The organism is Brachybacterium sp. J153 (genome assembly GCF_036311905.1).
In the GTDB taxonomy this organism is placed as follows: domain Bacteria; phylum Actinomycetota; class Actinomycetes; order Actinomycetales; family Dermabacteraceae; genus Brachybacterium.
Genome location: NZ_JAZDCH010000012.1, coordinates 84192 through 108441 on the forward strand (window position 1 = coordinate 84192; position 24250 = coordinate 108441).

The window sequence follows — 24250 nt, forward strand, 5'->3', positions numbered from 1 at the left end:
GGGTCGGCCGACGGCAGGCGGGACGGCCGACGGCAGGCGGGACGGCCGACGGCGGCCTGGCCGGCGGGGGAGGGGCGGCGTGGTCCGCACCACGGGGCGCGGTGTCCGTTCCACCCGTTCCGTGAGCTGGCCGACCCGGAGGTTCACGAGAGGGTAAAGGCCTCGTGGCCGCTTGTCCAAGGTCGCGCCAGAGGCCTTACCTCCGCGCGCGGGGGACGCGAGCATGGACATCGGCAGTTCCCCGCGGTCTTCCCCTGCGCCCCTCCGGGCGGCGCCCGCGCCAAGGAGCTGCAGATCCCCCTTCGGACCGGGATCCCAGCTCAGGAACGACATGACGACCGACGCGCCCGCGCGGCACAGGGAACAGGTGGAACAGTGAAGAAGACTCCGTGGATCATCGGCGCGGCGACCGTGGCCGTGCTCGCCGTCGGCGGTGGCGGCACCGCGTACGCGGTCTCCAACGAGGTCGCGGTCACCGTGTACGGCGAGCAGTCCTCCGTGCGCAGCTTCAGCCCGACCGTGGCCGAGCTCCTCGAGGCGCAGGGCATCACGGTGCAGTCCACGGACCTGGTCATGCCGGGGCTCGAGGAGACCGTCACCGACGGCATGGAGATCCAGGTCATCCAGCGCCACCCGGTCACCGTGACGGTGGACGGCGAGTCGCAGGAGCTGCTCACCACCGGCGACACCGTCGAGGACGCGCTGGCTGAGGTCGACTACAAGGCCGAGGGCGCTGCCGTCACCCCGGAGCCGACCACCGAGCTGAGCGCCGAGGGCACTGACATCTCGGTCGTCACCCGCAAGACCGTCACCTTCGTCGGCCAGTACGGTGAGGACACCTTCGAGGTCACCGCGCTGACCGTCGACGAGGCGATGAAGAAGGTCCTCGGCGACATCCAGGACTCCGACACCGCGTCCGTGCCGCGCGAGTCCCTCCTCGAGGACGGCGCCACCATCGAGGTGCACCGCACCCGCGTCGTCGAGCGCACCGAGACCGAGGAGATCGGCTTCGAATCCTCCACCGTCGAGGACGACGAGCTGCTCGAGGGCAAGACCAAGACCACCACCGAGGGCAAGAAGGGTTCCAAGGAGGTCGTCTACCAGGACACCGTCGTCAACGGCGAGGTCACCGAGACCGAGAAGGTCTCCGAGGAGATCACCGCCGAGCCGGTGGACGAGGTCGTCGCCAAGGGCACCAAGAAGGCGCCGGAGCCGGAGCAGCGCTCCTCGAGCTCCACGAAGTCCACCCGCAGCTCGGAGCGCGACTCCAGCGAGGACGAGTCCGATGACAGCGGCTCGAGCGACGACTCCGATGACAGCGGCTCGAGCGACGACTCCGGCTCCTCGTCGGCGCCGACCGCCCCGTCCGGGTCCGTGTGGGATCGCCTCGCCCAGTGCGAGTCGGGTGGCAACTGGTCCATCAACACCGGCAACGGCTACTACGGCGGCCTGCAGTTCAGCGCCTCCACCTGGCGGGCGTACGGCGGCGGTCAGTACGCCTCCACGGCCGACAAGGCCTCCCGCTCCGAGCAGATCGCGATCGCCAAGAAGGTCCAGGCCGGCCAGGGCTGGGGCGCCTGGCCCGCGTGCACCAAGAAGCTCGGTATCCGCTGATCGACGTGCTGCGAGGCACGAGCGCGCCGTCCCCTCGGGGGCGGCGCGCTCGTCGCGTCTCGGGGGCGTACACGCCCCGTTCACCGAGGCGCAAATCGGCGGACACGGGGCGTCATGTGATCTGCGTCGGATGCCGGGGGAGGCTTTGACCGCGTACCACGGCCCTCAGTAGACTGTCGGGTGCGTCCGGAGTGCCCTCTGGTCGTGACCCGGGACGAGAGTCGCCGGCCCCTCGGGGCAGGCGGAGGGTGTCCCCCGCGAGGAGCGGATCCTCGCGGCGTGCCCGAATGTCGGAAGGCGGCCATGTCCGGCCCCTCTCGGCGGGCACCGATCACGGTTCTCCAGACGCCCGGCGGACGCCATCGTCCGACGGGCGGGTCGGAGCGCAGCGGTCCTCGGACATGGGGACGGCGCCTCGGGTCGCCGGCCGCGCGAGCGGTCGAAGAAGGTGATCCCCCGGTGCGAACAGCATCGAGGGTCGAAACAGGAAGAAGAGCTGTGCCCACTATTCAGCAGTTGGTGCGCAAGGGGCGGGACGTCAAGTCCTCCGCCTCGAAGACGCCCGCGCTCAAGGGTTCGCCCCAGCGCCGCGGTGTCTGCACGCGCGTCTACACCCAGACCCCCAAGAAGCCGAACTCGGCGCTGCGCAAGATCGCGCGTGTCCGTCTGTCGACCGGCATCGAGGTCACCGCCTACATCCCCGGTGTGGGCCACAACCTGCAGGAGCACTCCATCGTGCTCGTCCGCGGCGGTCGTGTGAAGGACCTCCCCGGTGTGCGCTACAAGATCGTGCGCGGCTCCCTCGACACGCAGGGCGTGAAGGGCCGCCAGCAGGCGCGCTCCCGCTACGGCGCGAAGAAGGAGAAGAAGTAATGCCTCGTAAGGGCCCCGCTCCCAAGCGCCAGCTCGTGGTCGATCCCGTCTACGGCTCGCCGATCGTCACCCAGCTCATCAACAAGATCCTCCTCGACGGCAAGAAGACCGTCGCCGAGAGCATCGTCTACGGCGCCCTCGAGGGTGCTCGTGAGAAGAACGGCCAGGATCCGGTCGTCACCCTGAAGAAGGCGCTGGACAACATCCGTCCGTCGCTCGAGGTCCGCTCCCGCCGCGTCGGCGGTGCGACCTACCAGGTGCCGATCGAGGTCAAGCCGAACCGTGCGACCACCCTCGCGCTGCGTTGGCTGGTCAGCTACTCCCGCGCTCGTCGCGAGAACACCATGACCGAGCGTCTGATGAACGAGATCCTCGACGCCAGCAATGGCCTCGGCGCCGCTGTGAAGCGACGCGAGGACACCCACAAGATGGCTGAGTCCAACCGGGCTTTCGCGCACTACCGCTGGTGAGGTCGAGCGGGGCCCTCCTCGCGGACGGGCCCCGCTCCCGCCTCCCTGGCACGTCGACCAGACTCCGTCCTTCAGAAAGGCACAAGCCCGTGGCACTCGCAGTGCTCAGCGACCTGAACAAGGTCCGCAACATCGGCATCATGGCCCACATCGATGCCGGCAAGACCACCACGACCGAGCGCATCCTCTTCTACACCGGCGTGAACTACAAGATGGGCGAGACCCACGACGGCGCCGGCACGATGGACTGGATGGAGCAGGAGAAGGAGCGCGGCATCACTATCACGTCGGCCGCGACGACCTGCTACTGGCACGACAACCAGATCAACATCATCGACACCCCGGGCCACGTGGACTTCACCGTCGAGGTGGAGCGCTCGCTGCGCGTGCTCGACGGCGCGGTCGCCGTGTTCGACGGCAAGGAGGGCGTGGAGCCCCAGTCGGAGACCGTCTGGCGCCAGGCGGACAAGTACGACGTGCCCCGCATCTGCTTCGTCAACAAGATGGACAAGCTGGGCGCTGACTTCTTCTTCACCGTCAAGACCATCATCGAGCGCCTCGGCGCGAAGCCGCTGGTCATGCAGGTCCCGATCGGTGCGGAGAACGACTTCGCCGGTGTCGTCGACCTCGTCGAGATGAAGGCCTACGACTGGCCCGAGACCCTCGAGGAGGATCTCCCCGCGATCAACGCGAAGAAGGGCGATGCCGCCCTCGGTCAGTGGCAGCGCGAGATCCCGATCCCCGAGGATCTCGCCGAGCTCGTCGAGGAGTACCGCTCCAAGCTCGTCGAGGACGTGGCCGAGAGCTCCGAGGAGCTCATGGACAAGTACCTCGAGGAGGGCGACCTCTCGATCGAGGACCTCAAGGCCGGCATCCGCGCGATGACCGTGTCCTCGCAGGCCTACCCCGTGTTCTGCGGCTCCGCCTTCAAGAACAAGGGCGTCCAGCCCATGCTCAACGGCGTCATCGACTACCTCCCCTCGCCGCTCGACGTGCCCGCCATGGTCGGTCACAAGCCGAACGACGAAGAGGTCGAGCTGACCCGTAAGCCCGACTGGAACGAGCCCTTCTCGGCGCTCGCGTTCAAGGTCGCCGCTCACCCGTTCTTCGGTGCGCTCACCTACGTGCGCGTGTACTCCGGCCAGGTCAAGACCGGCGAGCAGCTGCTCAACGCGACCACCGGCAAGAAGGAGCGCGTCGGCAAGCTGTTCCAGATGCACTCCAACAAGGAGAACCCGGTGGACGAGGCCTTCGCGGGCCACATCTATGCGTTCATCGGCCTCAAGGACACCACCACCGGTGACACCCTGGCCGATCCCAGCTCCCCGATCCAGCTGGAGTCCATGTCCTTCCCCGAGCCCGTGATCTCCGTGGCCATCGAGCCCAAGACCAAGGGCGACCAGGAGAAGCTCGGCGTCGCCATCCAGAAGCTCGCCAAGGAGGACCCGACCTTCCAGGTCGAGCTCGACGAGGAGACCGGGCAGACCGTCATCAAGGGCATGGGCGAGCTGCATCTCGACATCCTCGTGGACCGCATGCGCCGCGAGTTCAAGGTCGAGGCCAACATCGGCAAGCCCCAGGTGGCCTACCGCGAGACCATCAAGCGGACCGTGGAGAAGTACGACTTCACCCACAAGAAGCAGACCGGTGGCTCCGGCCAGTTCGCGAAGGTCCAGATCACCTTCGGCCCCCTCACCGACGCCGAGGAGGGTGTGTTCTACGAGTTCGAGAACAAGGTCACCGGCGGCCGCATCCCGCGCGAGTACATCCCGAGCGTGGACGCGGGCATCCAGGACGCCCTGCAGTCGGGCATCCTCGCCGGCTACCCGGTCGTGAACGTCAAGGCCGAGCTGATCGACGGCGCGTACCACGACGTCGACTCCTCGGAGATGGCGTTCAAGATCGCCGGCTCCATGGCGGCCAAGGAGGCCCTGCGCAAGGCGCAGCCCGTTCTCCTCGAGCCGCTCATGGACGTCGAGGTCCGTACTCCGGAGGAGTACATGGGAGATGTCATCGGCGACCTGAACTCGCGTCGCGGGCAGGTTCAGTCGATGGAGGACGCGAGCGGGGTCAAGATCGTCCGTGCTCTCGTCCCGCTGTCGGAGATGTTCGGGTACGTCGGCGACCTGCGGTCCAAGACCCAGGGTCGCGCGATGTACACGATGCAGTTCCACAGCTACGCGGAGGTCCCGTCCAACATCGCGGACGAGGTCATCGCGAAGACCCGGGGCGAGTGAGTCGTCGGGGAGCAGGTAGAGTCCTTCTCCTGCTCCCCCCGCTTCCGTCGGACCGTCGCCCCTCGGGGCGGCGCCCGATCCCGATCCAGAAGTACCACGAGAAGAAGTCCTAGGAGGACACCACCATGGCTAAGGCCAAGTTCGAGCGGACCAAGCCGCACGTCAACATCGGCACCATCGGTCACGTCGACCACGGCAAGACCACGCTGAGCGCCGCCATCTCGAAGGTTCTGTACGACAAGTACCCGGACGTCAACGAGAAGCGTGACTTCGACACGATCGACAACGCGCCCGAGGAGAAGCAGCGCGGCATCACGATCAACGTCTCGCACATCGAGTACGAGACCGAGAAGCGCCACTACGCGCACGTCGACGCCCCCGGCCACGCCGACTACGTCAAGAACATGATCACCGGCGCCGCTCAGATGGACGGCGCGATCCTCGTGGTCGCCGCCACCGACGGCCCGATGGCTCAGACCCGTGAGCACGTCCTCCTCGCCAAGCAGGTCGGCGTCCCCTACCTGCTCGCCGCTCTCAACAAGTCCGACATGGTCGACGACGAGGAGATCCTCGAGCTCGTCGAGATGGAGGTCCGCGAGATGCTCGGAGCCCAGGGCTTCGACGAGGACGCTCCCGTCATCCAGGTCTCCGCTCTCAAGGCCCTCGAGGGCGATGAGAAGTGGGTCAAGTCCGTGGAGGAGCTCATGGAGGCTGTGGACGAGAACATCCCGGACCCGGTCCGCGATCTCGACCAGCCCTTCCTCATGCCCATCGAGGACGTCTTCACCATCCAGGGCCGCGGCACCGTGGTCACCGGCAAGGTCGACCGTGGAAAGCTCGCGATCAACTCCGAGGTCGAGATCCTCGGCATCCGCGAGCCGCAGAAGACCACGGTCACCGGTATCGAGATGTTCCACAAGCAGATGGACGAGGCGTGGGCCGGCGAGAACTGCGGTCTGCTGCTGCGTGGCACCAAGCGTGAGGACGTCGAGCGCGGCCAGGTCGTGGCCAAGCCCGGCACCATCACCCCGCACACCAACTTCGAGGCGCAGGTCTACATCCTGTCCAAGGACGAGGGCGGCCGTCACAACCCGTTCTACTCGAACTACCGTCCGCAGTTCTACTTCCGGACCACCGACGTCACCGGCGTCATCACGCTGCCCGAGGGCACCGAGATGGTCATGCCCGGCGACAACACCGAGATGACGGTCGAGCTGATCCAGCCGATCGCCATGGAGGAGGGCCTCGGCTTCGCCATCCGTGAGGGTGGCCGCACCGTGGGCTCCGGCCGCGTCACCAAGATCACCAAGTGATCGCGGCGGGGGAGACCCCGCGACGCTGACTGACAGCAGGACCCCGACCCGGGAGACCGGGTCGGGGTCCTCTGTCATTCCCCGGCTGTCCCGCCTCGGCCCCCGCGCCCCCCGCCCGCGCGCCACCGCCCCGTCCACCCCACGCTCCCGACGGCCGCGCCCACGTCGCCACGCGCCACCGCCCCCGTCCACCCCAGGCTCCCGACGGGCGCCCCAACGTCGCCACGCGCCAACGCCCCCGTCCACCCCACGCTCCCCACGGGCGCCCCCACGTCGCCACGGGACGCCGGTGATGCGAGCTGCAGATATCTGCAGCTCGCATCACGGAGCGCCGGTTGAGGACGCCGTGCCTACGCTGAGCGGCGGGAAGCGGCGGGAGAGGGGCGGGAGAGGGGCGAGAGAGGGGGCGGGAGAGATTGGCGGCGGGCGCGGCGGAAGCGGCCGGAGCGCCAGAGGCATGACGACGCCCCGCCACCCGGGCCGAACGGGTCGGCGGGGGTGACGGGGCGTCGGCAGAGCTCAGCGGCGGCGGAGGAGCCTGCTCAGCGCGGCGAGTCGGGATCCTCGCCCGAGGCCGTGCCCGTATCGGGCGTCTCGGTGCTCGATGCCCGGCGGGTGCCGTCGGTTGGCCGGTCAGCCGGTGCGGTGCTCTCGCGCAGCGGCGTTCCGGCGGGCTGCCCGAACTGGGGGCGGCTCGGTGCCGGCGCGGCGGGGGCCGACGGCGCAGCAGTCGGTGCGGGCTGGCCGTACGACGGCGCGGTGCGCTGGGGCGCCGAGGGGTGAATGGGAGCTGCCGGCCCGCCCTGACCGAACGGGGTGTCCGACGTGACCGGGTAGCTCGCCTGCGGGGGAGTCGCATGCTGGTGTCCGGTCTGCGGGTCCGCACCGTAGGGGCCGGCCACGCCACGGGCGGAAGCGGGCGCGCCGCCGATCGAACCGGCCGCCCCGGCACCGGGCGCCGCCGGTACGCCGACGGTGCCGCGCTGCGGGGCCGCCACGCCCTGCTCGGCGAGGATGCGGCGGGCCTCCCCGGAGTGCTTGTGCTCGACGAGCAGCTCGTACTGCATCGGGATGGTCGCGGTCATCGAGGTGAAGTCCCGCTTCCCGCCACTCATCGCGTAGCCGATCACCGACCACACGGTGAAGAAGACGATGCCCATGAGCACCGCCGAGATCACGACGCCGATGTTGCCGGGGCTGAGGAACATGAGGATGAGTCCGACGAACAAGCCCATCCACACACCCGAGAGCACGCCCTGGCCGATCACCCTGCCCCAGGTGCGCCGTCCGGTGACGCGCTCCATCAGTCGCAGATCGGTCCCGACGATGAGTGTGGACTGCACGGGGAACTGCCGGTCCGCGAGCGTGTCGACGACCGACTGCACCTCGGAGTAGGTGGAGTACACGCCGAGCGAGTGGGGGTACTCGAGGTTGAACAGTCGGGCTGTGTGCGGGGAGACGGATCCGGAGGGCTGGCTCATGGGGCCAGGGTAGACCGCGGCGTTCCGCGTGACCTGCACGGGCGCCGGGCGTCGCCGGGGGATCCGCTGATCGGAGGCTGGACGCGCGACGACGAGGTTCTCCGGATGCTCGGTAGGGGGCTCGTGGCGGGCTGCTCGCGTATATCGAACCGTGATCTTCGGCTGCATGAAGACGACCGTTTAGGGGTCCGCACGAGCGTAATGTGGCGGCCACCAACGGCGAGGGCGCCGACCACGGGGCCCAGCCATGCCATCTCGAAGGAGTGCTGGAGCCATGGAAGAGCCCACGAAACTCACCGTACCGGAGACCCCGGCGGATCGTCTCGGCGCCTCGCGTCGCCTGTTCCTCGGCCTCGCCGGCGCCTCCGCCGGTGCCGCGGCCCTGAGCGCCTGCGCCGCCGGAGGGGGCGGCGGAGGTGAGGAAGGCGGCGGCGCCGTCTCCGAAGGAGGGGGAGAGGTCAGCGACGACAACCCCTTCGGCATCGATACGGCGGGCACCGTCGACGTCGTCATCTTCAACGGCGGCTACGGCGATCAGTACGCGAAGGACGCCGGGACGAAGTACAAGGAGCTCTACCCCGACTCCGACCCGCAGGTCTCCTCGACCGTCAACATCCAGCCGGACCTGCAGCCGCGATTCATCGACGGCACCCCTCCGGATCTCTTCGACAACTCGGGCGCGCAGTCGATGAACGCCGGGGCGCTGATCTCCGAGGGCTCCCTCGCCGATATCACCGCGCTGCTCGAGGCGCCGTCCCTGGACGGGGAGGGCACCGTGGGCGACACCCTGCTGCCGGGGGCGCTGGACCCGGGCACCTACTCGGGCACGGTCTACGCCCTGAACTACGTCTACACCGTTTACGCCCTCTGGTACTCGGGAGCCCAGTTCGAGGAGAAGGGCTGGGCGCCGCCCACCACCTGGGACGAGCTGATGACCATCGGCGAGGCCGCGAAGGGGGAGGGGCTCGCGCTCTTACCGTGGGGCGGCCAGAACGCGTCGAACTACTACCAGGAGCTCGCCATCTCCATGGCGATCAAGGAGGGCGGCGACGAGATCCGGACGAAGATCGACTCCCTGGCGGAGGACGCCTTCTCCCAGGACGCCGTGGTCGCCGCCTATGCCGCGATCGAGGAGGCGGTGACGGCCGGCTACTTCCTCTCGGGCGGTGCGAGCATCAAGCACACCGAGGCGCAGACCCAGTGGGTGACCGGCAAGGCGGTGATGTACCCGTCGGGCTCCTGGATCGAGAACGAGCAGCGGGACACCACTCCCGAGGGCTACCAGATGATGGCGTGCCCGGTGCCGCTGCTCTCCTCGGGCGCAGCCATGCCGCTCGAGGCGATCCACGGCACCGCCGGCGAGCCGTTCTTCATCCCGTCCCAGGCGGCGCACGGTGCCGGTGGGCTGGAGTTCCTGCGGGTCATGCTCTCCAAGGAGCAGGCGGAGAACTTCTCCTCGATGACCTCCTCGCCCACCATCGTCAAGGACACCATCCCGGACGACGCCTTCGGGTCCACGGCACTGGCCTCCACCAACGAGATGATCAAAGCCGCCGGAGAGAACACCTTCCACTTCAACTTCCGCGACTGGTACGGGCTCGGCCCCGACTCCGTCACGCTGTGGACGGAGTTCCTCAACGGCGACATCACCGCCGATCAGGCACGCGAGCGGGAGCAGGGCCTGATCGATGCCGTGCGCGAGGACGACAGCATCGACAAGTTCGACGTCGTCTGATGGCAGCTGTCCCCGTCGCCGGCCCGTCGGGTGCCACCTCCGACACTCGACGGGCCCGCGCCCGTCTTACCCCGTCCCGCCTGCTCTTCTTCGCTCTCTTCCTCGGTCTGCCGCTGCTGCTGTACGGCCTCTTCGTGGTGTGGCCGGTGCTGCAGGCCGTCGTCTTCTCCTTCACGAACTGGCGCGGCTACGCGGCTGCCCCGGAGTTCATCGGCCTGGACAACTACATCCGCCTCTTCCAGGACGACACCTTCCTGCGAGCCCTGCGCAACAACCTGATCCTGCTGGTCGCGCTGCCCACCGTGGTCATCTCCCTGGCCTTCGCCCTGGCGGTGCTGGTCACCGTCGGCGGCGATTCGAAGGGCGAGATCCGCGGAGTCCGCGGCGCGAGCATCTATCGCGTCGTGAGCTTCTTCCCGTACGTGATCCCCGCGGTGGTCGTCGGCATCCTCTTCGCCTTCGTCTACTCGCCCAACGGCGGACTGCTCAACGGCATGCTCGGACTGATCGGCCTCGACCACGGGATCGGCTGGCTCGGCGACCGACGCTTCGCCCTCGCGGCGATCGTCGCCGCCGTGGTCTGGTCGCTCGTCGGCTTCTACATGGTGCTCTTCGTCGCCGCGATCAAGGCGATCCCGTCCGAGGTGGTCGAGGCGGCGCGCCTCGACGGCTGCGGCCGGGTCCGCCTCGCGGTGCAGATCATCCTGCCGATGGTGCGGGAGAACGTCTCCACGGCCGTGGTCTACATGGGCATCATGGCGCTGGATATGTTCGTCTACATCAACGTCATGACTCCGAACGGCGGCACCGGCAAGTCGACCGAGGTCATCTCCCGCTATCTCTACGAGACCGCCTTCCAGAAGTCTCAGTTCGGGTTGGCCTCCGCGATGGGCGTGGTCCTGGCCCTGGTCACGATGCTGATGGCCGTGATCGTGCTCTTCGGCGTCGGACGGAAGGGGGACGTATGAGCACCGCCCTCGAACGCCGCCCTCCCCACCGCACGGCCGGCGACCGGATCTTCGGCACGGTCGCCCACGTGGTCCTCACGGTCTGGGCGCTGCTGGTGATCCTGCCGCTGATCTGGACCGTGTACAGCTCCTTCAAGGGCTCCCGGGAGATCCTCACCTCGCCCTTCGCCCTGCCGGAGCGGTGGCGGCTGGACAACTTCGTCACCGCCTGGCAGGAGGCCGGCATCGGCCGGTTCTTCGGCAACACGCTGATAGTCGTGGGCTCGGCGCTGTTCCTGGTGATGCTGCTGGGTTCGATGTGCGCCTATGTGCTGGCGCGCTTCGAGTTCCCGGGCCGACGGGCGATCTACTACGCGCTCATCGCCGGGCTCACCTTCCCGTTGTTCCTCGCGGTGGTGCCGCTGTTCTTCGTGCTGCAGTCGATGGGGCTGCGGGGCACCTACGTGGGGCTGATCCTGTCCTATGCGGGCTTCGCGCTGCCGTTCACGGTGTTCTTCCTCTACGCGTTCTTCCGGCAGCTGCCCGAGGAGATCGCCGAGGCGGCCGCGATCGACGGCGCCGGGGACTTCCGCACCTTCTTCCAGGTGATGATCCCGATGGCGGGGCCCGGCCTCGCGAGCGTCACGATCTTCAACTTCCTGGGGCTGTGGAACCAGTTCCTCCTCCCGGTGGTGCTGAACTCCGACGAGGACAAGTACGTGCTCGCCCAGGGCCTGGTGAACCTCCAGGCCCAGCAGGGGTACCAGTCGGACTGGGGCGCGATGTTCGCCTCCGTCACGATCACGATCCTGCCGGTGCTGATCGTCTACGTGATCTTCCAGCGCCAGCTGCAGGGCGGGATCGGGCCGTCGACGAACAAGTAGGCACAAGCAGGGGCACGGACACGTCGGGGCAGCTACGTTCCAGTGCGGACCGGCCGACGGGGCGCCCCGGGAGCATCCTGTGACGGGGTGCACCCGGGGTCCCCTTGTGAGTACCTTCCGATCTCTGGCAGACTGTTGGAGTTGTCTGCGCGGGCCGACATGCCCGGTTCCGTTCTCCGAGGGTCTTCCTCGGCGAATGATCACCGGATGAGGTCCGACCCGAGGATGCGAACGATGCCCATGCATCGAGCGCGCATCGTCAGAGGGATATGCGCAGTACGCAGCCGGTCCTCGGCGGCCTCCTGCTGGGCTCATGCGCCCCGCGGAGGGCGACACGCCCGTCCTCGGGTGTCGGGGGAGCGGCTGTATTCATGCCAGACGAAGAAGAGAGACAGGACGCCATGGCGGGACAGAAGATCCGCATCCGGCTCAAGTCGTACGACCACGAGGTGATCGACAGCTCGGCGCGCAAGATCGTCGACACGGTGACCTCCGCGGGCGCGACTGTGGTGGGCCCGGTGCCGCTGCCGACCGAGAAGAACGTGTTCGTCGTGATCCGGTCGCCCCACAAGTACAAGGACTCCCGTGAGCACTTCGAGATGCGCACGCACAAGCGACTGATCGACATCGTCGATCCCACGCCGAAGGCCGTGGACTCGCTCATGCGTCTCGACCTGCCGGCGGACGTCAACATCGAGATCAAGCTCTGAGGGTGGTGGAGATGAGCAACGAACTGACGGGCCAGAGCGCCCGACCCGTGTCCGGCGTGCTCGGCACCAAGCTCGGCATGACCCAGGTCTGGGACGAGAACGGCAAGCTCGTGCCGGTGACCGTCGTGCAGGCGGCCGGCAACGTCGTCACCCAGATCCGCTCCGTCGAGACCGACGGCTACGACGCGGTCCAGATCGCCTACGGGCAGATCGACCCCCGCAAGGTCTCGCAGCCGCTCAAGGGCCACTTCGAGAAGGCCGGCGTGACCCCGCGCCGTCACCTCGTCGAGCTGCGCACCCCGAACGCCGCGGAGTTCACCCTCGGCCAGGAGATCGACGCCTCGATCTTCGAGGCCGGCCAGAAGGTCGACGTCGTCGGCACCTCCAAGGGCAAGGGCACCGCCGGTGTCATGAAGCGTCACGGCTTCGCCGGCGTCTCCGCCTCCCACGGTGCGCACCGCAACCACCGCAAGCCGGGCTCCATCGGCGGCGCGTCCACCCCGGGCCGCGTCTTCAAGGGCCTGCGCATGGCGGGTCGTATGGGCAACGCCCGTACCTCTGTCCAGAACCTGACCGTCCACGCGGTCGACGTCGAGAAGGGCCTCGTGCTCGTCAAGGGCGCCGTTCCCGGCCCCAAGGGCGGCCTCGTGCTCGTCCGCTCGGCGGTCAAGAGCCCCGTGAAGGAGGCCTGAGCCCGATGGCAGCCAACCTGACCGTCGACGTGCTCGATCCGGCCGGCAAGAAGTCCGGCTCCGTCGAGCTGCCCGCGTCGATCTTCGACGTGCAGACCAACGTCCCCCTGATCCACCAGGTCGTCGTCGCCCAGCAGGCGGCGGCCCGTCAGGGCACCCACCAGGCCAAGACCCGCGGCGAGGTCCGCGGCGGCGGCAAGAAGCCCTGGAAGCAGAAGGGCACCGGTCGTGCCCGTCAGGGCTCGCTGCGCGCCCCGCAGTTCACCGGCGGCGGCACGGTCCACGGCCCGGTGCCGCGCGACTACAGCCAGCGCACCCCCAAGAAGATGAAGGCTGCCGCGCTGCGCGGTGCCCTCTCCGATCGCGCCCGCAACGGTCGCGTGCACGTGGTCTCCTCGCTCCTCGCGGGCGACGCCCCGTCCACCAAGGCCGTCCGCGTGACCCTGTCCCACGTCTCCGACCGCCGGCACCTGCTGGTCGTCGTGTCGCGTGACGACGATCTGGGCGCGCTGAGCTCGCGCAACCTGCCGACCACCCACGTCCTGTACGCGGACCAGGTGAACACCTACGACGTCATGCTCTCCGACGACGTCGTGTTCACCGCCGGTGCGCTCGAGGACTTCGTGGCTCAGGCGACCCTGGCCCTGCCCACCTCGTCCTTCGCCGCCGCTCGCGCGGCGTCCGCCGCCCCGGCCCCGGCCGCTGCGGTGGAGGAGGGCCCCCACGGCGCGGGTTCCGCGGCCCCCCTGGCCGACGGCTCCGCTCCCGAGGGCTTCGACATCAAGGGCAACCAGGGCTCGATGAAGTTCCACACCCCGGACTCCCCGTGGTACGGCCGCACCAAGGCCGAGGTCTGGTTCGCGACCGAGGGGGCCGCCAAGGCCGCCGGATTCGTGAACGCTGTCAAGGAGTCCGCCTCGTCCGATGAGGAGGCCGCCAAGTGAGCGCGCTGAACAAGGATCCCCGCGACATCCTGCTGGCCCCGGTCGTCTCCGAGAAGAGCTACGGCCTGATGGACGAGGGCAAGTACACCTTCGTCGTCGCCGGCGATGCGAACAAGACCGAGATCAAGATCGCCGTCGAGAAGATCTTCGACGTCAAGGTGGCCTCGGTGAACACGATCAACCGTCAGGGCAAGGCGCGTCGCACGCGCTTCGGGATGGGCAAGCGCAAGGACACCAAGCGCGCCATCGTGACCCTGAACGACGGAGCCATCGACATCTTCGGAGGGTCGGTCGCCTGAGGCGGCCGACATCCGAAGAGCCGAAGAGAGTCTGAGGGAAACCCACATGGCAATTCGTAAGAGCAAGCCGACCACTCCCGGTCGTCGCGGCTCGAGTGGCTCCGACTTCGTCGAGGTCACCCGGTCCACGCCGGAGAAGTCCCTGGTGCGTCCGCTGTCCAAGAGCGGCGGCCGCAACAACAACGGCCGCATCACGTCCCGTCACCGGGGCGGCGGTCACAAGCGCGCCTACCGCGTGATCGACTTCCGTCGTCACGACAAGGACGGCGTGAACGCCAAGGTCGCGCACATCGAGTACGACCCCAACCGCACCGCGCGCATCGCGCTGCTGCACTACGCCGACGGCGAGAAGCGTTACATCCTCGCCCCGGCCAAGCTGCGTCAGGGCGACTGGATCGAGAACGGTCCTGCCGCGGACATCAAGCCCGGCAACAACCTGCCCTTGCGCAACATCCCGCTGGGCACCGTGATCCACGCGATCGAGCTCCGCCCCGGCGGCGGCGCGAAGATCGCGCGCTCGGCCGGCGCCTCCGTGCAGCTCGTCGCCAAGGAGGGCCCGTACGCCCAGCTGCGTATGCCCTCCGGCGAGATCCGCAACGTCGACGCCCGCTGCCGCGCCACCATCGGCGAGGTCGGCAACGCCGAGCAGTCCAACATCAACTGGGGCAAGGCCGGCCGCATGCGCTGGAAGGGCAAGCGCCCCCACGTCCGTGGCGTGGTCATGAACCCGGTCGACCACCCGCACGGTGGTGGCGAGGGCCGCACCTCCGGTGGTCGTCATCCGGTGTCGCCCTGGGGTCAGCCCGAGGGCCGTACCCGAAAGCCGGGCAAGGAGAGCGACAAGCTCATCGTGCGCCGTCGTCGGACCGGCAAGAAGCGCTGATAGGGAGAATCACCAATGCCTCGCAGTATCGCCAAGGGCCCGTTCGTCGACGATCACCTTCAGAAGAAGGTGGACGCTCAGAACGAAAAGGGCACCAAGAACCTGATCAAGACCTGGTCGCGTCGTTCGGTCATCACCCCGGACTTCCTCGGCCACACCTTCGCAGTGCACGACGGTCGGAAGCACGTCACGGTGTTCGTCACCGAGTCGATGGTCGGCCACAAGCTCGGCGAGTTCGCCCCCACGCGGACTTTCAAGGGCCACGAGAAGGACGACAAGAAGGGCCGTCGTCGCTGACCTCCGGTCAGCAGCGACTGCGCTTCTCGAATTCGAGAGAAAGCAGGAAGCAATGGAAGCCAAGGCGCAGGTGCGGTACCTCCGCATGTCGCCCATGAAGGCTCGCCGCGTTGTCGACCTGATTCGTGGCAAGAGCACGGCCGAGGCCCTGGACACCCTGCGGTTCGCTCCGCAGGCAGCCAGCGAGCCCGTCCTCAAGCTCGTCGAGTCCGCGATCGCCAACGCGCGGGTGAAGGCAGACCAGGCGGGGGAGCGCTTCGACGAGCGCGAGCTCGTCGTGTCCGCCGCCTATGTCGATGAGGGTCCGACCATGAAGCGGTTCCAGCCGCGAGCTCAGGGTCGTGCCTTCCAGATCAAGAAGCGCACCAGCCACGTCACCGTGGTGGTCGCTCCCGTGAACAAGTAAGGAGCCAAGCGAATGGGCCAGAAGGTCAATCCGAACGGGTTCCGCCTCGGGATCACCACGGAGCACAGCAGCCGGTGGTTCGCCGATTCCACCAAGGAGGGGCAGCGGTACCGCGATTACGTGAAGGAAGACGTCGCGATCCGCAAGCTCATGTCCGAGGGTCTCGAGCGGGCCGGCATCTCCAAGGTCGAGATCGAGCGCACCCGTGATCGTGTCCGCGTGGACCTGCACACCGCCCGCCCGGGCATCGTGATCGGTCGCCGCGGCGCGGAGGCCGAGCGCCTCCGCGGTGAGCTCGAGAAGCTCACCGGCAAGCAGATCCAGCTGAACATCCTCGAGGTCAAGAACCCCGAGGCCGACGCCCAGCTCGTGGCGCAGGGCATCGCCGAGCAGCTCGCTGCTCGCGTGTCCTTCCGCCGCGCGATGCGCAAGAGCATGCAGTCCGCTCAGCGCGCCGGCGCCAAGGGCATCCGCGTGGCGGTCTCCGGCCGCCTCGGCGGCGCCGAGATGAGCCGTAACGAGTTCTACCGCGAGGGGCGCGTGCCGCTGCACACCCTCCGCGCGAACATCGACTACGGCTTCCACGAGGCCCGCACCGCCTTCGGCCGCATCGGCGTGAAGGTGTGGATCTACAACGGCGACGTCACCGCCAAGGAGCTCGCGGCCCAGGCCGCAGCGTCGCAGGGTCAGGGTCCGCGCGGCGGACGCGGTCCCCGCGCCGAGCGCCCCCGCGGCCGTCGTAACGAGCGCAACGCCGGCGCCCGTCGGGAGACCACGGAGGCTGCAGCGCAGTCCACCGCTCCCGCCGAGCAGGCGGAGGCTCCCGCACAGCAGTCCGGAACGGAGGCCTGAGCGACATGCTGATCCCTCGCAGGACCAAGCACCGCAAGCAGCACCACCCGACCCGCAGCGGCATGGCCAAGGGCGGCACCGATCTCGCGTTCGGCGACTACGGCATCCAGGCGCTCGCGCCGGCCTACGTCACCAACCGCCAGATCGAGGCGGCTCGTATCGCCATGACCCGCTACATGAAGCGTGGCGGCAAGGTGTACATCAACATCTACCCCGATCGTCCGCTCACCAAGAAGCCTGCCGAGGTCCGCATGGGCTCCGGTAAGGGTTCGGTCGAGTGGTGGATCGCCAACATCAAGCCGGGACGGGTCATGTTCGAGATCGCCGGCGTCGACGAGGAGGTTGCTCGCGAGGCCCTGCGCCTGGCGATGCACAAGCTCCCCATGAAGTGCCGCATTCTGAGCCGAGAGGGTGGTGACATCTGATGGCAGCGACCAAGCTCACCGCCGATGAACTGGACAAGCTGGACGACGCCAAGCTGGCCGACGAGCTGGCGAAGGCCAAGGACGAGCTGTTCAAGCTTCGTTTCCAGTCCGCCACCGGTCAGCTCGAGAGCTCCGGCCGCCTGCGGTCCGTCAAGAAGGACATCGCGCGGATCTACACGATCCTGCGCGAGCGCGAGCTGGGCATCCGCCAGGCCCCCGGCTCCGCCGAGTGACCGCGAAGCGAGGAACAGAGATGACTGAGAACACCCCTGAGGTCGAGGAGCTCCAGAAGGACGGCGCCCACGCCTCCTCCCACGAGCGCCCCTACCGCAAGACGATCCGCGGCTACGTGGTCTCCGACAAGATGGACAAGACCATCGTCGTCGAGGTCGAGGAGCGTGTGAAGCACGCTCGCTACGGCAAGGTCACGACCAAGACCAACAAGTTCAAGGCTCACGACGAGGAGAACTCGGCCGGCATCGGCGACCGCGTGCTCCTCATGGAGACCCGCCCGCTCTCCGCTTCGAAGCGGTGGCGCCTGGTGGAGATCATCGAGAAGGCCAAGTGATCCGACGGTCGTCCTGACGACCGACTGATCGCCACGACGGGCCGGTCCGTCCCCTGCGGGGGAGGGACCGGCCCGTCGGCGTCTCCGGGATGTCCTGCGTCGTCCGGGACGTCCTGCGTCGCGGGCTGCGCTCAGGCGGAGAGCGTCACCAGCAGCGCCCCAGCCAGGGCGTCCTCCGCGCTGGGAGCCGGGATCGTCCGCTCCTCCCCACCGGGCAGGAGCACATCGACCGCGAAGCCGCCGTCGTCGGTCCGGCGCAGGGCGCGGAAGGCGGTCCCGAGGGCGGAGCGCAGCTGGTCCTCGCGGGGGAGCCACACCGCCTCGTGCTGCTCGACCGAGTCGAGAGCCCATTCGGTGGTGCCGTTGAACCGGAGCACCGCGGTGCCGGTGCGCCCGCGGGCTCGCTCGACCACCATCGAGGCGAGGAGGAAGGACTCCTCGCGGAGATCCTCGGTATCCAGGGCGAAGCGGTCCCCGTCCTCGGGGTCCCAGGGCAGGCCCGCCGCGCGCAGGCGGAGGGCGACGTCGATGTCGATCATGCGGTGAGTCTAGGCGCCCGGCCCGTCGGGGCAGTGGGCGCCCTCACTCCGCCGGCCTTCCTCCTCTACGCCCTGAAGATGGTCCAGGGCTTCTCGACCGGCGGTGAGTACGCCGGCGCGTCGACCTACGTCGCCGAGTTCTCCTCCGACCGCCGTCGCGGCTACTTCTCCTCCTGGTTGGACGTCGGCTCGTACCTCGGCTTCGCCGCCGGTGCCGCGACCGTCGCCCTGACCCACTTCGCGGTGGGCAGCGGCTGGGGCGAGACCGCCTTCGCCGACTGGGGCTGGCGCATCCCGTTCCTCGTCGCGGTGCCCCTCGGCGCGATCGCGATCTACTTCCGCGCGCGGATCCCCGAGACCCCGGCCTTCGAGGCCGCCGAGGAGTCCGCCCAGCAGGACGACGTCGACGAGTCCCTCACCCGCACCGGCCTGCGCGGACTGTTGCGGGACCACCGTCAGGCGCTGCTGGTCGCCATCGTGCTGGTCGCCGCGGGCAACACGGTCGGCTACACCCTCACCAGCTACATGCCCACCTTCCTCGGCAGTCAGCTGGGCCTGGACGAGATGGAGTCCGCGATCGCGACGATTCCCGCGATGGTCGTCGTCGCGCTCAGCCTGCCGCTGATCGGCCGGCTCTCGGACCGGATCGGGCGCAAGAAGGTTCTGATGCTCGCCGTGATCTCGACCCTCGTCCTCTCGGTGCCGTCCTTCGCGATCATGCTCACCGGGCACTACTGGCTGATCCAGCTCGCGATGTTCCTCTTCGCGATCCCCACGGCGCTGTACCTCGCGATCTTCGCCTCGACCCTCCCGGCCATGTTCCCGACCGCCGTGCGCTACGCCGCGATGGGCCTGTCCTTCAACGTCGCGGTCTCCGCCTTCGGCGGCACAACCCCGCTCATCGCGCAGGCGCTCATCGACCTCACCGGCGTGCAGCTCATGCCCGCCTACTGGGTCATGTTCTTCTCCGTGATCATGCTGGTGGCCATGCGCTGGATGACCGAGACGGCGCAGACCCCGCTGATCGGCTCCTTCCCGACGGTCGAGGACGGGGCCGAGGCCGAGGAGCTCGTCGCCACCCAGGATGACAACCCGCTGCTGCACCTCGAGGAGATGCCCTTGCCCCACGAGGAGGTCGCCATGGCGGTCGACGCCGCGGGCGAGCCGCTGCCGGGGACCGCCGCCATCCCCGTCGTCGACCTCGATGACGAGCAGCGCGGCCAGCTGGCCGGGAGCGTCTGAGCCGCCGCAGCAGCGGCAGCGGTTATCGTCCCGAGGGCGGCCGACGGGGTGACGGGTAAGCAAGCCCACACCCGTCGGCCGCCCTCGACGGGGTGACACGCCGCCGCCCGCAGGCGTACGCTTGGACGGTTGCCGGACGGCTGCGTCCGCTCGCCCCGCGAGCGCCCGTGTCCGTCCGCGACAGGATCCGGTGCCACCAGATCCGTCCTCGTCGGAGACCTCGCACCTACGGCGAACGCCCCGCGTTCATCCTGCCAGTGCCTGAGTCCGGCCGAGGGTTTTTTGGTGCCCGGGACCGGTCGACGGCGACGTCGCCGATCGGATCCCGATCGGGACGGCATCGGGCACAGTCCACATTCCGTTCCGCCAGGCTCGGCCGGCCCGCTCCGCGGGTGGGAAGAGAACCGGTGAGACGATAGGAGATCGAGTGATTCAGCAGGAGTCGCGACTGAAGGTCGCCGACAACACCGGTGCCAAGGAAATCCTGTGCATCCGTGTTCTCGGTGGCTCCGGTCGCCGTTACGCCAGCATCGGCGACACCATCGTGGCGACCGTCAAGGACGCCATCCCCGGTGGCAACGTCAAGAAGGGCGACGTCGTCAAGGCGGTCGTCGTCCGCACGTCCAAGGAGCGTCGCCGTGCCGACGGTTCCTACATCCGCTTCGACGAGAACGCGGCGGTGATCCTCAAGGCCGACGGCGAGCCGCGCGGGACGCGCATCTTCGGCCCGGTCGGCCGCGAGCTGCGCGACAAGCGCTTCATGAAGATCATCTCGCTGGCACCGGAGGTGCTGTGACATGGCAAAGATGAAGATCAAGAAGGGCGACCTGGTCCAGGTCATCAGCGGCCGCACCAGCGACGCCGACAAGGCCGCCAAGCGCGGCCTCGACGCCGGTGACAAGGGCAAGCAGGGCCGTGTCCTGCAGGTGTTCCCCGACACCCAGCGCGTGCTGGTCGAGGGCGTCAACCGTCGTACCCACCACGTCAAGCCCAACCAGGCCGGCGGCGCGGGCGGCATCGAGCAGCGCGAGGCGCCGCTCCACGTCTCCAACGTGGCGCTCGTCGACCCCGAGGACAACAAGCCCACCAAGATCGGCTACCGCGTCGAGACGGTGGAGCTCGAGAACGGCCGCACCAAGCAGGTCCGCGTCCGCTTCGCCAAGCGCTCCGGGAAGGACATCTGATGTCTGAGACCACCATCACCGAGGTGCCCACCCCGCGCCTCAAGACGAAGTACAACGAGACCATCAAGGCGCAGCTGACCGAGCAGTTCAGCTACTCCAACGTCATGCTGGTCCCCGGTCTGACCAAGATCGTCGTGAACATGGGCGTCGGCGACGCCGCTCGCGACTCGAAGGTCATCGACGGTGCGATCAAGGATCTCACCGCCATCACCGGTCAGAAGCCGCAGGTCACCAAGGCCCGCAAGTCCATCGCGCAGTTCAAGCTGCGCGAGGGCATGCCGATCGGCGCGCACGTCACGCTGCGCGGCGCCCGCATGTGGGAGTTCCTGGACCGCCTGCTGTCCACCGCGCTCCCGCGCATCCGCGACTTCCGCGGCATGTCGCCGAACCACTTCGATGGCAACGGGAACTACACCTTCGGTCTGACCGAGCAGGTCATGTTCCACGAGATCGATCAGGACAAGATCGACCGCGTCCGCGGTATGGACATCACGGTCGTGACCACCGCGAAGACCGACGACGAGGGACGCGCGCTGCTGAAGCTGCTCGGCTTCCCCTTCAAGGAGAACTGATATGGCCAAGACAGCCCTGATCAAGAAGTCGGAGCGCAAGCCGAAGTTCGCGGTGCGCGCCTACACCCGGTGCCAGAAGTGCGGTCGCCCGCACTCGGTGTACCGCAAGTTCGGTCTCTGCCGTGTCTGCCTGCGCGAGATGGCCCATCGCGGCGAGCTCCCCGGCGTCACCAAGAGCAGCTGGTAAGGACTATCGCCACAGGTCCCAGGGAGCCGCGAGGCCCTGAGGGAAACCAGGTGAGGAAGAAGCAACTGACATGACCATGACCGACCCGATCGCGGACATGCTGACGCGGATCCGGAACGCCTCCGGGGCGTACCACGAGACCGCGTCCATGCCGTACTCGAAGCTGAAGAGCCGTATCGCGGACATCCTGAAGGCCGAGGGCTACATCCTGGGCTGGCGCGAGGAGGAGGCCGAGGTGGGCAAGAACCTCGTCCTCGAGCTCAAGTACTCGGACAGCCGTGAGCGCGCCATCTCCGGGGTGCGCCGCATCTCGAAGCCCGGCCTGCGCGTGTACGCGAAGTCCACCAACCTGCCCAAGGTCCTCGGCGGCCTGGGCGTGGCGATCCTGTCCACGTCCTCCGGCCTCCTGACCGACAAGCAGGCTGCCAAGAAGGGTGTGGGTGGGGAAGTCCTCGCCTACATCTGGTGAGCGGGAGAGGAGACCACTAGCTATGTCCCGCATCGGACGCCTGCCGGTCGCAGTGCCGGCCTCTGTCCAGAACGTCACCATCGAGGGCTCCACCGTCACGGTGACGGGCCCCAAGGGCGAGCTCTCGCACGACGTGCCCGCGCCCATCACGGTCACCCGTGGTGAGGACGGCAGCATCGTCGTCGACCGCCCCGACGAGGAGCGCACCAGCCGTGCCCTGCACGGCCTGACCCGCACCCTCATCAACAACATGGTCCTCGGTGTCACCGAGGGCTACACGAAGAAGCTCGAGATCGTGGGCACCGGTTACCGCGTGGTCGCGAAGGGCTCGGACCTCGAGTTCGCCCTCGGCTTCTCCCACCCCGTCGTCGTGAAGGCCCCCGCGGGGATCACCTTCGCCGTCGAGTCGCCCACCAAGTTCTCGGTGAGCGGCATCAGCAAGCAGCAGGTGGGCGAGGTCGCCGCGAACATCCGCAAGATCCGCAAGCCCGAGCCCTACAAGGGCAAGGGCGTGCGCTACGCGGACGAGACCGTGGTCCGCAAGGCCGGAAAGGCTGGTAAGTGATCATGGGGTACGCACTCAAGCACACCAAGGGCAAGGCCGGCTCCCGCCTGCGTTCCCGCGGGCGTCGCCACCTGCGCGTGCGTCGCCGTGTCGTCGGCACGGCCCAGCGTCCGCGCCTGGTCGTCACCCGTTCGGCCCGTCACGTGTTCGTCCAGGTCGTCGACGATGCGCTGGGGAAGACCATCGCGTCGGCCTCGACCATGGAGAAGGACCTGCGCGGCACCGAGGCGTCGAAGTCCGACAAGGCCCGCACCGTCGGCACCCTCGTCGCCGAGCGCGCCAAGGCCGCCGGGATCGACTCCGTCGTGTTCGACCGCGGCGGCAACAAGTACCACGGCCGTGTGGCCGCCGTCGCTGACGGCGCCCGCGAGGCCGGCCTGGCGCTGTGATCGCCGCCCGGACCCAGGACGAGAAGAGGATCTGAACATGGCTGCACAGCAGCGAAGCAACGGTCCCGCGGCCTCCGGCCGACGGGGCGAGAACTCCACGAGCAACGACGATCGCGGCGGCCGCCAGGGCGGCGACCGCGGGGGTCGTCAGGGCCGCGGCCGCGGCGCGCAGCAGGAGGCCGAGAAGTCGGCGTTCCTCGAGCGCGTCGTGAGCATCAACCGCGTGTCCAAGGTCGTCAAGGGCGGCCGTCGTTTCTCCTTCACCGCCCTCGTGGTGGTGGGTGACGGCGACGGCACCGTCGGTGTCGGCTACGGCAAGGCCAAGGAGGTGCCGGCGGCGATCTCCAAGGGTGTCGAGGAGGCGAAGAAGAACTTCTTCCGCGTCCCCCGCATCCAGGGCACCGTCGTCCACCCCGTCCAGGGTGAGGATGCGGCGGGCGTCGTCCTGCTGCGCCCGGCCGCTCCGGGTACCGGCGTGATCGCCGGCGGTCCGGTGCGTGCGGTCCTCGAGTGCGCCGGCGTGCACGACGTGCTCTCCAAGTCGCTCGGCTCGACCAACGCGATCAACATCGTGCGGGCGACCGTCGACGCCCTCAAGCGGCTCGAGGAGCCGGAGGCCGTGGCCGCGCGCCGTGGCCTCGCGGTCGAGGACGTCGCCCCGGCGGCGCTCCTGCGCGCCCAGGCCGAGGGTCGCGCCGCGGCCCGCGCCGAGAAGGTGGGTGCCTGATGCAGATCAAGGTGACCCAGATCCGTTCCGAGATCGGCGGCACCCAGAGCCAGCGAGCCACCCTGCGAGGCCTCGGCCTCAAGCGCATCGGTGACTCGGTGGTGAAGGAGGACCGCCCTGAGATCCGCGGCATGATCCGCGCCGTCACCCACCTGGTGACGTTCGAAGAGGTGGAGTGATCTCTATGGCAGACCAGTCCGATAACCAGAACCCGCTGAAGCTGCACGACTTGCGCCCGGCGCCCGGCTCCAAGACCGCACGCACCCGCGTCGGCCGTGGTGAGGCGTCCAAGGGTAAGACCGCCGGTCGTGGCACCAAGGGCACCAAGGCCCGCTACCAGGTGCCCGTCGGCTTCGAGGGCGGCCAGATGCCGATGCATATGCGCCTCCCGAAGCTGCGCGGCTTCACCAACCCGTTCCGCGTCGAGTACCAGGTCGTGAACCTGTCGACCCTGCAGGAGCTGTTCCCCGAGGGCGGCACCGTCACGGTCGAGGACCTCGTCGCGAAGGGCGCCGTGCGCAAGAACCAGCCCGTCAAGGTGCTGGGCACCGGTGAGGTGAGCGTCAAGCTCGACATCACCGCGCAGAAGTTCTCCGCGTCGGCGGAGCAGAAGATCGCGGCGGCCGGCGGGTCCGTCACCACCGCGTGACTCGTTTTTGACGGGGCATCGCGGCGCAGAATATTCTGTGCCGCGGTGCCCCGTCGTCGTATGCGGGGCCGGTCCGAGAGCCGCGGCGCAGCCGCAG

General features: G+C 68.5%; 32 protein-coding genes. 30 read left to right on the forward strand and 2 right to left on the reverse strand.

What is annotated here, in order from left to right:
- Positions 1–375 precede the first annotated feature (375 nt).
- The 5 genes from V1258_RS07145 to tuf all read left to right on the forward strand — a co-directional run bounded on the left by V1258_RS07145 (position 376) and on the right by tuf (position 6507).
- Positions 376–1614 carry a transglycosylase family protein gene (locus V1258_RS07145; protein WP_329748999.1) on the forward strand — a complete coding sequence of 413 codons (1239 nt, stop codon included), beginning with the start codon at positions 376–378 and terminating at the stop codon, positions 1612–1614.
- A gap of 498 nt (positions 1615–2112) precedes the next feature.
- Positions 2113–2487, forward strand: a complete 375-nt coding sequence (gene rpsL, locus V1258_RS07150) for a 30S ribosomal protein S12 (protein WP_329749000.1) — start codon at positions 2113–2115, stop codon at positions 2485–2487.
- Positions 2487–2957: a 30S ribosomal protein S7 gene (gene rpsG / locus V1258_RS07155; protein ID WP_329747456.1), complete on the forward strand. Its 471-nt coding sequence runs from the start codon at positions 2487–2489 to the stop codon at positions 2955–2957. Before rpsL ends, rpsG begins: the two co-directional genes overlap by 1 nt.
- Positions 2958–3046: 89 nt before the next feature.
- On the forward strand, positions 3047–5194 hold the full coding sequence (gene fusA, locus V1258_RS07160) for an elongation factor G (protein WP_329747457.1): 2148 nt from the start codon (positions 3047–3049) through the stop codon (positions 5192–5194).
- 125 nt (positions 5195–5319) lie between these two features.
- Positions 5320–6507, forward strand: a complete 1188-nt coding sequence (gene tuf / locus V1258_RS07165; protein ID WP_329747458.1) for an elongation factor Tu — start codon at positions 5320–5322, stop codon at positions 6505–6507.
- 542 nt (positions 6508–7049) lie between these two features.
- On the opposite strand, the gene V1258_RS07170 is transcribed toward tuf, so the two are convergent.
- Positions 7050–7988 (reverse strand): general stress protein, encoded by a 939-nt coding sequence (locus tag V1258_RS07170; protein ID WP_329749001.1) that lies wholly within the window; start codon positions 7986–7988, stop codon positions 7050–7052.
- Positions 7989–8262: 274 nt separating this feature from the next.
- Here V1258_RS07170 and ngcE point away from each other — a divergent pair, with 274 nt between their 5' ends.
- From ngcE to rpsQ, 14 genes are all read left to right on the forward strand, one after another.
- Complete coding sequence (gene ngcE / locus V1258_RS07175; RefSeq protein WP_329749002.1) at positions 8263–9723, forward strand: N-acetylglucosamine/diacetylchitobiose ABC transporter substrate-binding protein; 1461 nt, start codon at positions 8263–8265, stop codon at positions 9721–9723.
- Positions 9723–10691 (forward strand): carbohydrate ABC transporter permease, encoded by a 969-nt coding sequence (locus V1258_RS07180; protein ID WP_329749003.1) that lies wholly within the window; start codon positions 9723–9725, stop codon positions 10689–10691. The genes ngcE and V1258_RS07180 overlap by 1 nt, the downstream gene beginning before the upstream one ends.
- Complete coding sequence (locus V1258_RS07185; protein ID WP_329749004.1) at positions 10688–11554, forward strand: carbohydrate ABC transporter permease; 867 nt, start codon at positions 10688–10690, stop codon at positions 11552–11554. The genes V1258_RS07180 and V1258_RS07185 overlap by 4 nt, the downstream gene beginning before the upstream one ends.
- A gap of 401 nt (positions 11555–11955) precedes the next feature.
- Positions 11956–12264, forward strand: coding sequence for a 30S ribosomal protein S10 (gene rpsJ, locus V1258_RS07190; RefSeq protein WP_010550334.1), 309 nt, complete (start codon positions 11956–11958; stop codon positions 12262–12264).
- A gap of 11 nt (positions 12265–12275) precedes the next feature.
- Positions 12276–12956 carry a 50S ribosomal protein L3 gene (gene rplC, locus V1258_RS07195; protein ID WP_329749005.1) on the forward strand — a complete coding sequence of 227 codons (681 nt, stop codon included), beginning with the start codon at positions 12276–12278 and terminating at the stop codon, positions 12954–12956.
- 5 nt (positions 12957–12961) lie between these two features.
- Complete coding sequence (gene rplD / locus V1258_RS07200; protein ID WP_329749006.1) at positions 12962–13900, forward strand: 50S ribosomal protein L4, sunset domain variant; 939 nt, start codon at positions 12962–12964, stop codon at positions 13898–13900.
- Positions 13897–14199, forward strand: coding sequence for a 50S ribosomal protein L23 (rplW, locus tag V1258_RS07205; protein ID WP_329747465.1), 303 nt, complete (start codon positions 13897–13899; stop codon positions 14197–14199). The genes rplD and rplW overlap by 4 nt, the downstream gene beginning before the upstream one ends.
- Positions 14200–14245: 46 nt before the next feature.
- On the forward strand, positions 14246–15082 hold the full coding sequence (gene rplB / locus V1258_RS07210; RefSeq protein WP_329747466.1) for a 50S ribosomal protein L2: 837 nt from the start codon (positions 14246–14248) through the stop codon (positions 15080–15082).
- A gap of 15 nt (positions 15083–15097) precedes the next feature.
- A complete protein-coding gene (gene rpsS, locus V1258_RS07215; RefSeq protein WP_010532528.1) occupies positions 15098–15379 on the forward strand; it encodes a 30S ribosomal protein S19 in 282 nt (93 codons plus the stop codon).
- A 52-nt stretch (positions 15380–15431) separates the two neighbouring features.
- Positions 15432–15785 (forward strand): 50S ribosomal protein L22, encoded by a 354-nt coding sequence (rplV, locus tag V1258_RS07220; RefSeq protein WP_184324232.1) that lies wholly within the window; start codon positions 15432–15434, stop codon positions 15783–15785.
- 12 nt (positions 15786–15797) lie between these two features.
- Positions 15798–16637, forward strand: coding sequence for a 30S ribosomal protein S3 (rpsC, locus tag V1258_RS07225; RefSeq protein WP_329747467.1), 840 nt, complete (start codon positions 15798–15800; stop codon positions 16635–16637).
- 5 nt (positions 16638–16642) lie between these two features.
- Entirely contained in the window at positions 16643–17062 is a 420-nt protein-coding gene (gene rplP / locus V1258_RS07230) for a 50S ribosomal protein L16 (RefSeq protein ID WP_329747468.1), read from the forward strand.
- Positions 17062–17295, forward strand: a complete 234-nt coding sequence (gene rpmC / locus V1258_RS07235) for a 50S ribosomal protein L29 (RefSeq protein ID WP_329749007.1) — start codon at positions 17062–17064, stop codon at positions 17293–17295. Before rplP ends, rpmC begins: the two co-directional genes overlap by 1 nt.
- Before the next feature lie 20 nt (positions 17296–17315).
- Positions 17316–17630, forward strand: a complete 315-nt coding sequence (gene rpsQ / locus V1258_RS07240) for a 30S ribosomal protein S17 (RefSeq protein ID WP_329747470.1) — start codon at positions 17316–17318, stop codon at positions 17628–17630.
- 131 nt (positions 17631–17761) lie between these two features.
- On the opposite strand, the gene V1258_RS07245 is transcribed toward rpsQ, so the two are convergent.
- Positions 17762–18169 carry a hypothetical protein gene (locus V1258_RS07245; protein WP_329749008.1) on the reverse strand — a complete coding sequence of 136 codons (408 nt, stop codon included), beginning with the start codon at positions 18167–18169 and terminating at the stop codon, positions 17762–17764.
- Positions 18170–18202: 33 nt separating this feature from the next.
- Here V1258_RS07245 and V1258_RS07250 point away from each other — a divergent pair, with 33 nt between their 5' ends.
- The 11 genes from V1258_RS07250 (at position 18203) to rplO (ending at position 24153) form a co-directional block, all read left to right on the forward strand.
- Entirely contained in the window at positions 18203–19411 is a 1209-nt protein-coding gene (locus V1258_RS07250; RefSeq protein ID WP_329749009.1) for an MFS transporter, read from the forward strand.
- Between the two features lie 427 nt (positions 19412–19838).
- On the forward strand, positions 19839–20207 hold the full coding sequence (gene rplN / locus V1258_RS07255) for a 50S ribosomal protein L14 (protein ID WP_329747472.1): 369 nt from the start codon (positions 19839–19841) through the stop codon (positions 20205–20207).
- Between the two features lies 1 nt (position 20208).
- Positions 20209–20595, forward strand: a complete 387-nt coding sequence (rplX, locus tag V1258_RS07260; RefSeq protein WP_329747473.1) for a 50S ribosomal protein L24 — start codon at positions 20209–20211, stop codon at positions 20593–20595.
- The gene (gene rplE / locus V1258_RS07265) at positions 20595–21167 is read left to right on the forward strand and encodes a 50S ribosomal protein L5 (protein WP_329747474.1); all 573 of its coding nucleotides are present in this window, start codon (positions 20595–20597) and stop codon (positions 21165–21167) included. Before rplX ends, rplE begins: the two co-directional genes overlap by 1 nt.
- Before the next feature lies 1 nt (position 21168).
- Complete coding sequence (locus V1258_RS07270; protein WP_329747475.1) at positions 21169–21354, forward strand: type Z 30S ribosomal protein S14; 186 nt, start codon at positions 21169–21171, stop codon at positions 21352–21354.
- A gap of 70 nt (positions 21355–21424) precedes the next feature.
- A complete protein-coding gene (gene rpsH / locus V1258_RS07275) occupies positions 21425–21823 on the forward strand; it encodes a 30S ribosomal protein S8 (RefSeq protein ID WP_329747476.1) in 399 nt (132 codons plus the stop codon).
- Positions 21824–21845: 22 nt separating this feature from the next.
- A complete protein-coding gene (rplF, locus tag V1258_RS07280) occupies positions 21846–22388 on the forward strand; it encodes a 50S ribosomal protein L6 (protein WP_329747477.1) in 543 nt (180 codons plus the stop codon).
- Between the two features lie 2 nt (positions 22389–22390).
- A complete protein-coding gene (rplR, locus tag V1258_RS07285; protein ID WP_329747478.1) occupies positions 22391–22777 on the forward strand; it encodes a 50S ribosomal protein L18 in 387 nt (128 codons plus the stop codon).
- A gap of 37 nt (positions 22778–22814) precedes the next feature.
- Positions 22815–23504 (forward strand): 30S ribosomal protein S5, encoded by a 690-nt coding sequence (gene rpsE / locus V1258_RS07290; RefSeq protein ID WP_329747479.1) that lies wholly within the window; start codon positions 22815–22817, stop codon positions 23502–23504.
- Positions 23501–23683, forward strand: a complete 183-nt coding sequence (gene rpmD / locus V1258_RS07295; protein WP_329747525.1) for a 50S ribosomal protein L30 — start codon at positions 23501–23503, stop codon at positions 23681–23683. Before rpsE ends, rpmD begins: the two co-directional genes overlap by 4 nt.
- A gap of 5 nt (positions 23684–23688) precedes the next feature.
- The gene (gene rplO, locus V1258_RS07300) at positions 23689–24153 is read left to right on the forward strand and encodes a 50S ribosomal protein L15 (protein WP_329747480.1); all 465 of its coding nucleotides are present in this window, start codon (positions 23689–23691) and stop codon (positions 24151–24153) included.
- The last annotated feature ends 97 nt before the right edge of the window (positions 24154–24250 follow it).

What these genes read in the sequence shown, in the direction of transcription:
- ngcE (WP_329749002.1), top strand. Translation starts at nt 8,263, where the DNA reads ATGGAAGAGCCCACGAAACTCACCGTACCGGAGACCCCGGCGGATCGT.
- rplO (WP_329747480.1), top strand. Translation starts at nt 23,689, where the DNA reads ATGGCAGACCAGTCCGATAACCAGAACCCGCTGAAGCTGCACGACTTG.
- V1258_RS07185 (WP_329749004.1), top strand. Translation starts at nt 10,688, where the DNA reads ATGAGCACCGCCCTCGAACGCCGCCCTCCCCACCGCACGGCCGGCGAC.
- rplF (WP_329747477.1), top strand. Translation starts at nt 21,846, where the DNA reads ATGTCCCGCATCGGACGCCTGCCGGTCGCAGTGCCGGCCTCTGTCCAG.
- rpsH (WP_329747476.1), top strand. Translation starts at nt 21,425, where the DNA reads ATGACCATGACCGACCCGATCGCGGACATGCTGACGCGGATCCGGAAC.
- rplC (WP_329749005.1), top strand. Translation starts at nt 12,276, where the DNA reads ATGAGCAACGAACTGACGGGCCAGAGCGCCCGACCCGTGTCCGGCGTG.
- rplD (WP_329749006.1), top strand. Translation starts at nt 12,962, where the DNA reads ATGGCAGCCAACCTGACCGTCGACGTGCTCGATCCGGCCGGCAAGAAG.
- rplR (WP_329747478.1), top strand. Translation starts at nt 22,391, where the DNA reads ATGGGGTACGCACTCAAGCACACCAAGGGCAAGGCCGGCTCCCGCCTG.
- rpsG (WP_329747456.1), top strand. Translation starts at nt 2,487, where the DNA reads ATGCCTCGTAAGGGCCCCGCTCCCAAGCGCCAGCTCGTGGTCGATCCC.
- rpsQ (WP_329747470.1), top strand. Translation starts at nt 17,316, where the DNA reads ATGACTGAGAACACCCCTGAGGTCGAGGAGCTCCAGAAGGACGGCGCC.
- rpsS (WP_010532528.1), top strand. Translation starts at nt 15,098, where the DNA reads ATGCCTCGCAGTATCGCCAAGGGCCCGTTCGTCGACGATCACCTTCAG.
- tuf (WP_329747458.1), top strand. Translation starts at nt 5,320, where the DNA reads ATGGCTAAGGCCAAGTTCGAGCGGACCAAGCCGCACGTCAACATCGGC.
- V1258_RS07270 (WP_329747475.1), top strand. Translation starts at nt 21,169, where the DNA reads ATGGCCAAGACAGCCCTGATCAAGAAGTCGGAGCGCAAGCCGAAGTTC.
- rpsE (WP_329747479.1), top strand. Translation starts at nt 22,815, where the DNA reads ATGGCTGCACAGCAGCGAAGCAACGGTCCCGCGGCCTCCGGCCGACGG.
- V1258_RS07245 (WP_329749008.1), bottom strand. Translation starts at nt 18,169, where the DNA reads ATGATCGACATCGACGTCGCCCTCCGCCTGCGCGCGGCGGGCCTGCCC.
- rpsJ (WP_010550334.1), top strand. Translation starts at nt 11,956, where the DNA reads ATGGCGGGACAGAAGATCCGCATCCGGCTCAAGTCGTACGACCACGAG.
- rplV (WP_184324232.1), top strand. Translation starts at nt 15,432, where the DNA reads ATGGAAGCCAAGGCGCAGGTGCGGTACCTCCGCATGTCGCCCATGAAG.
- V1258_RS07180 (WP_329749003.1), top strand. Translation starts at nt 9,723, where the DNA reads ATGGCAGCTGTCCCCGTCGCCGGCCCGTCGGGTGCCACCTCCGACACT.
- rpmC (WP_329749007.1), top strand. Translation starts at nt 17,062, where the DNA reads ATGGCAGCGACCAAGCTCACCGCCGATGAACTGGACAAGCTGGACGAC.
- V1258_RS07170 (WP_329749001.1), bottom strand. Translation starts at nt 7,988, where the DNA reads ATGAGCCAGCCCTCCGGATCCGTCTCCCCGCACACAGCCCGACTGTTC.
- rplE (WP_329747474.1), top strand. Translation starts at nt 20,595, where the DNA reads ATGTCTGAGACCACCATCACCGAGGTGCCCACCCCGCGCCTCAAGACG.
- rplX (WP_329747473.1), top strand. Translation starts at nt 20,209, where the DNA reads ATGGCAAAGATGAAGATCAAGAAGGGCGACCTGGTCCAGGTCATCAGC.
- rplB (WP_329747466.1), top strand. Translation starts at nt 14,246, where the DNA reads ATGGCAATTCGTAAGAGCAAGCCGACCACTCCCGGTCGTCGCGGCTCG.
- rpsC (WP_329747467.1), top strand. Translation starts at nt 15,798, where the DNA reads ATGGGCCAGAAGGTCAATCCGAACGGGTTCCGCCTCGGGATCACCACG.
- rplP (WP_329747468.1), top strand. Translation starts at nt 16,643, where the DNA reads ATGCTGATCCCTCGCAGGACCAAGCACCGCAAGCAGCACCACCCGACC.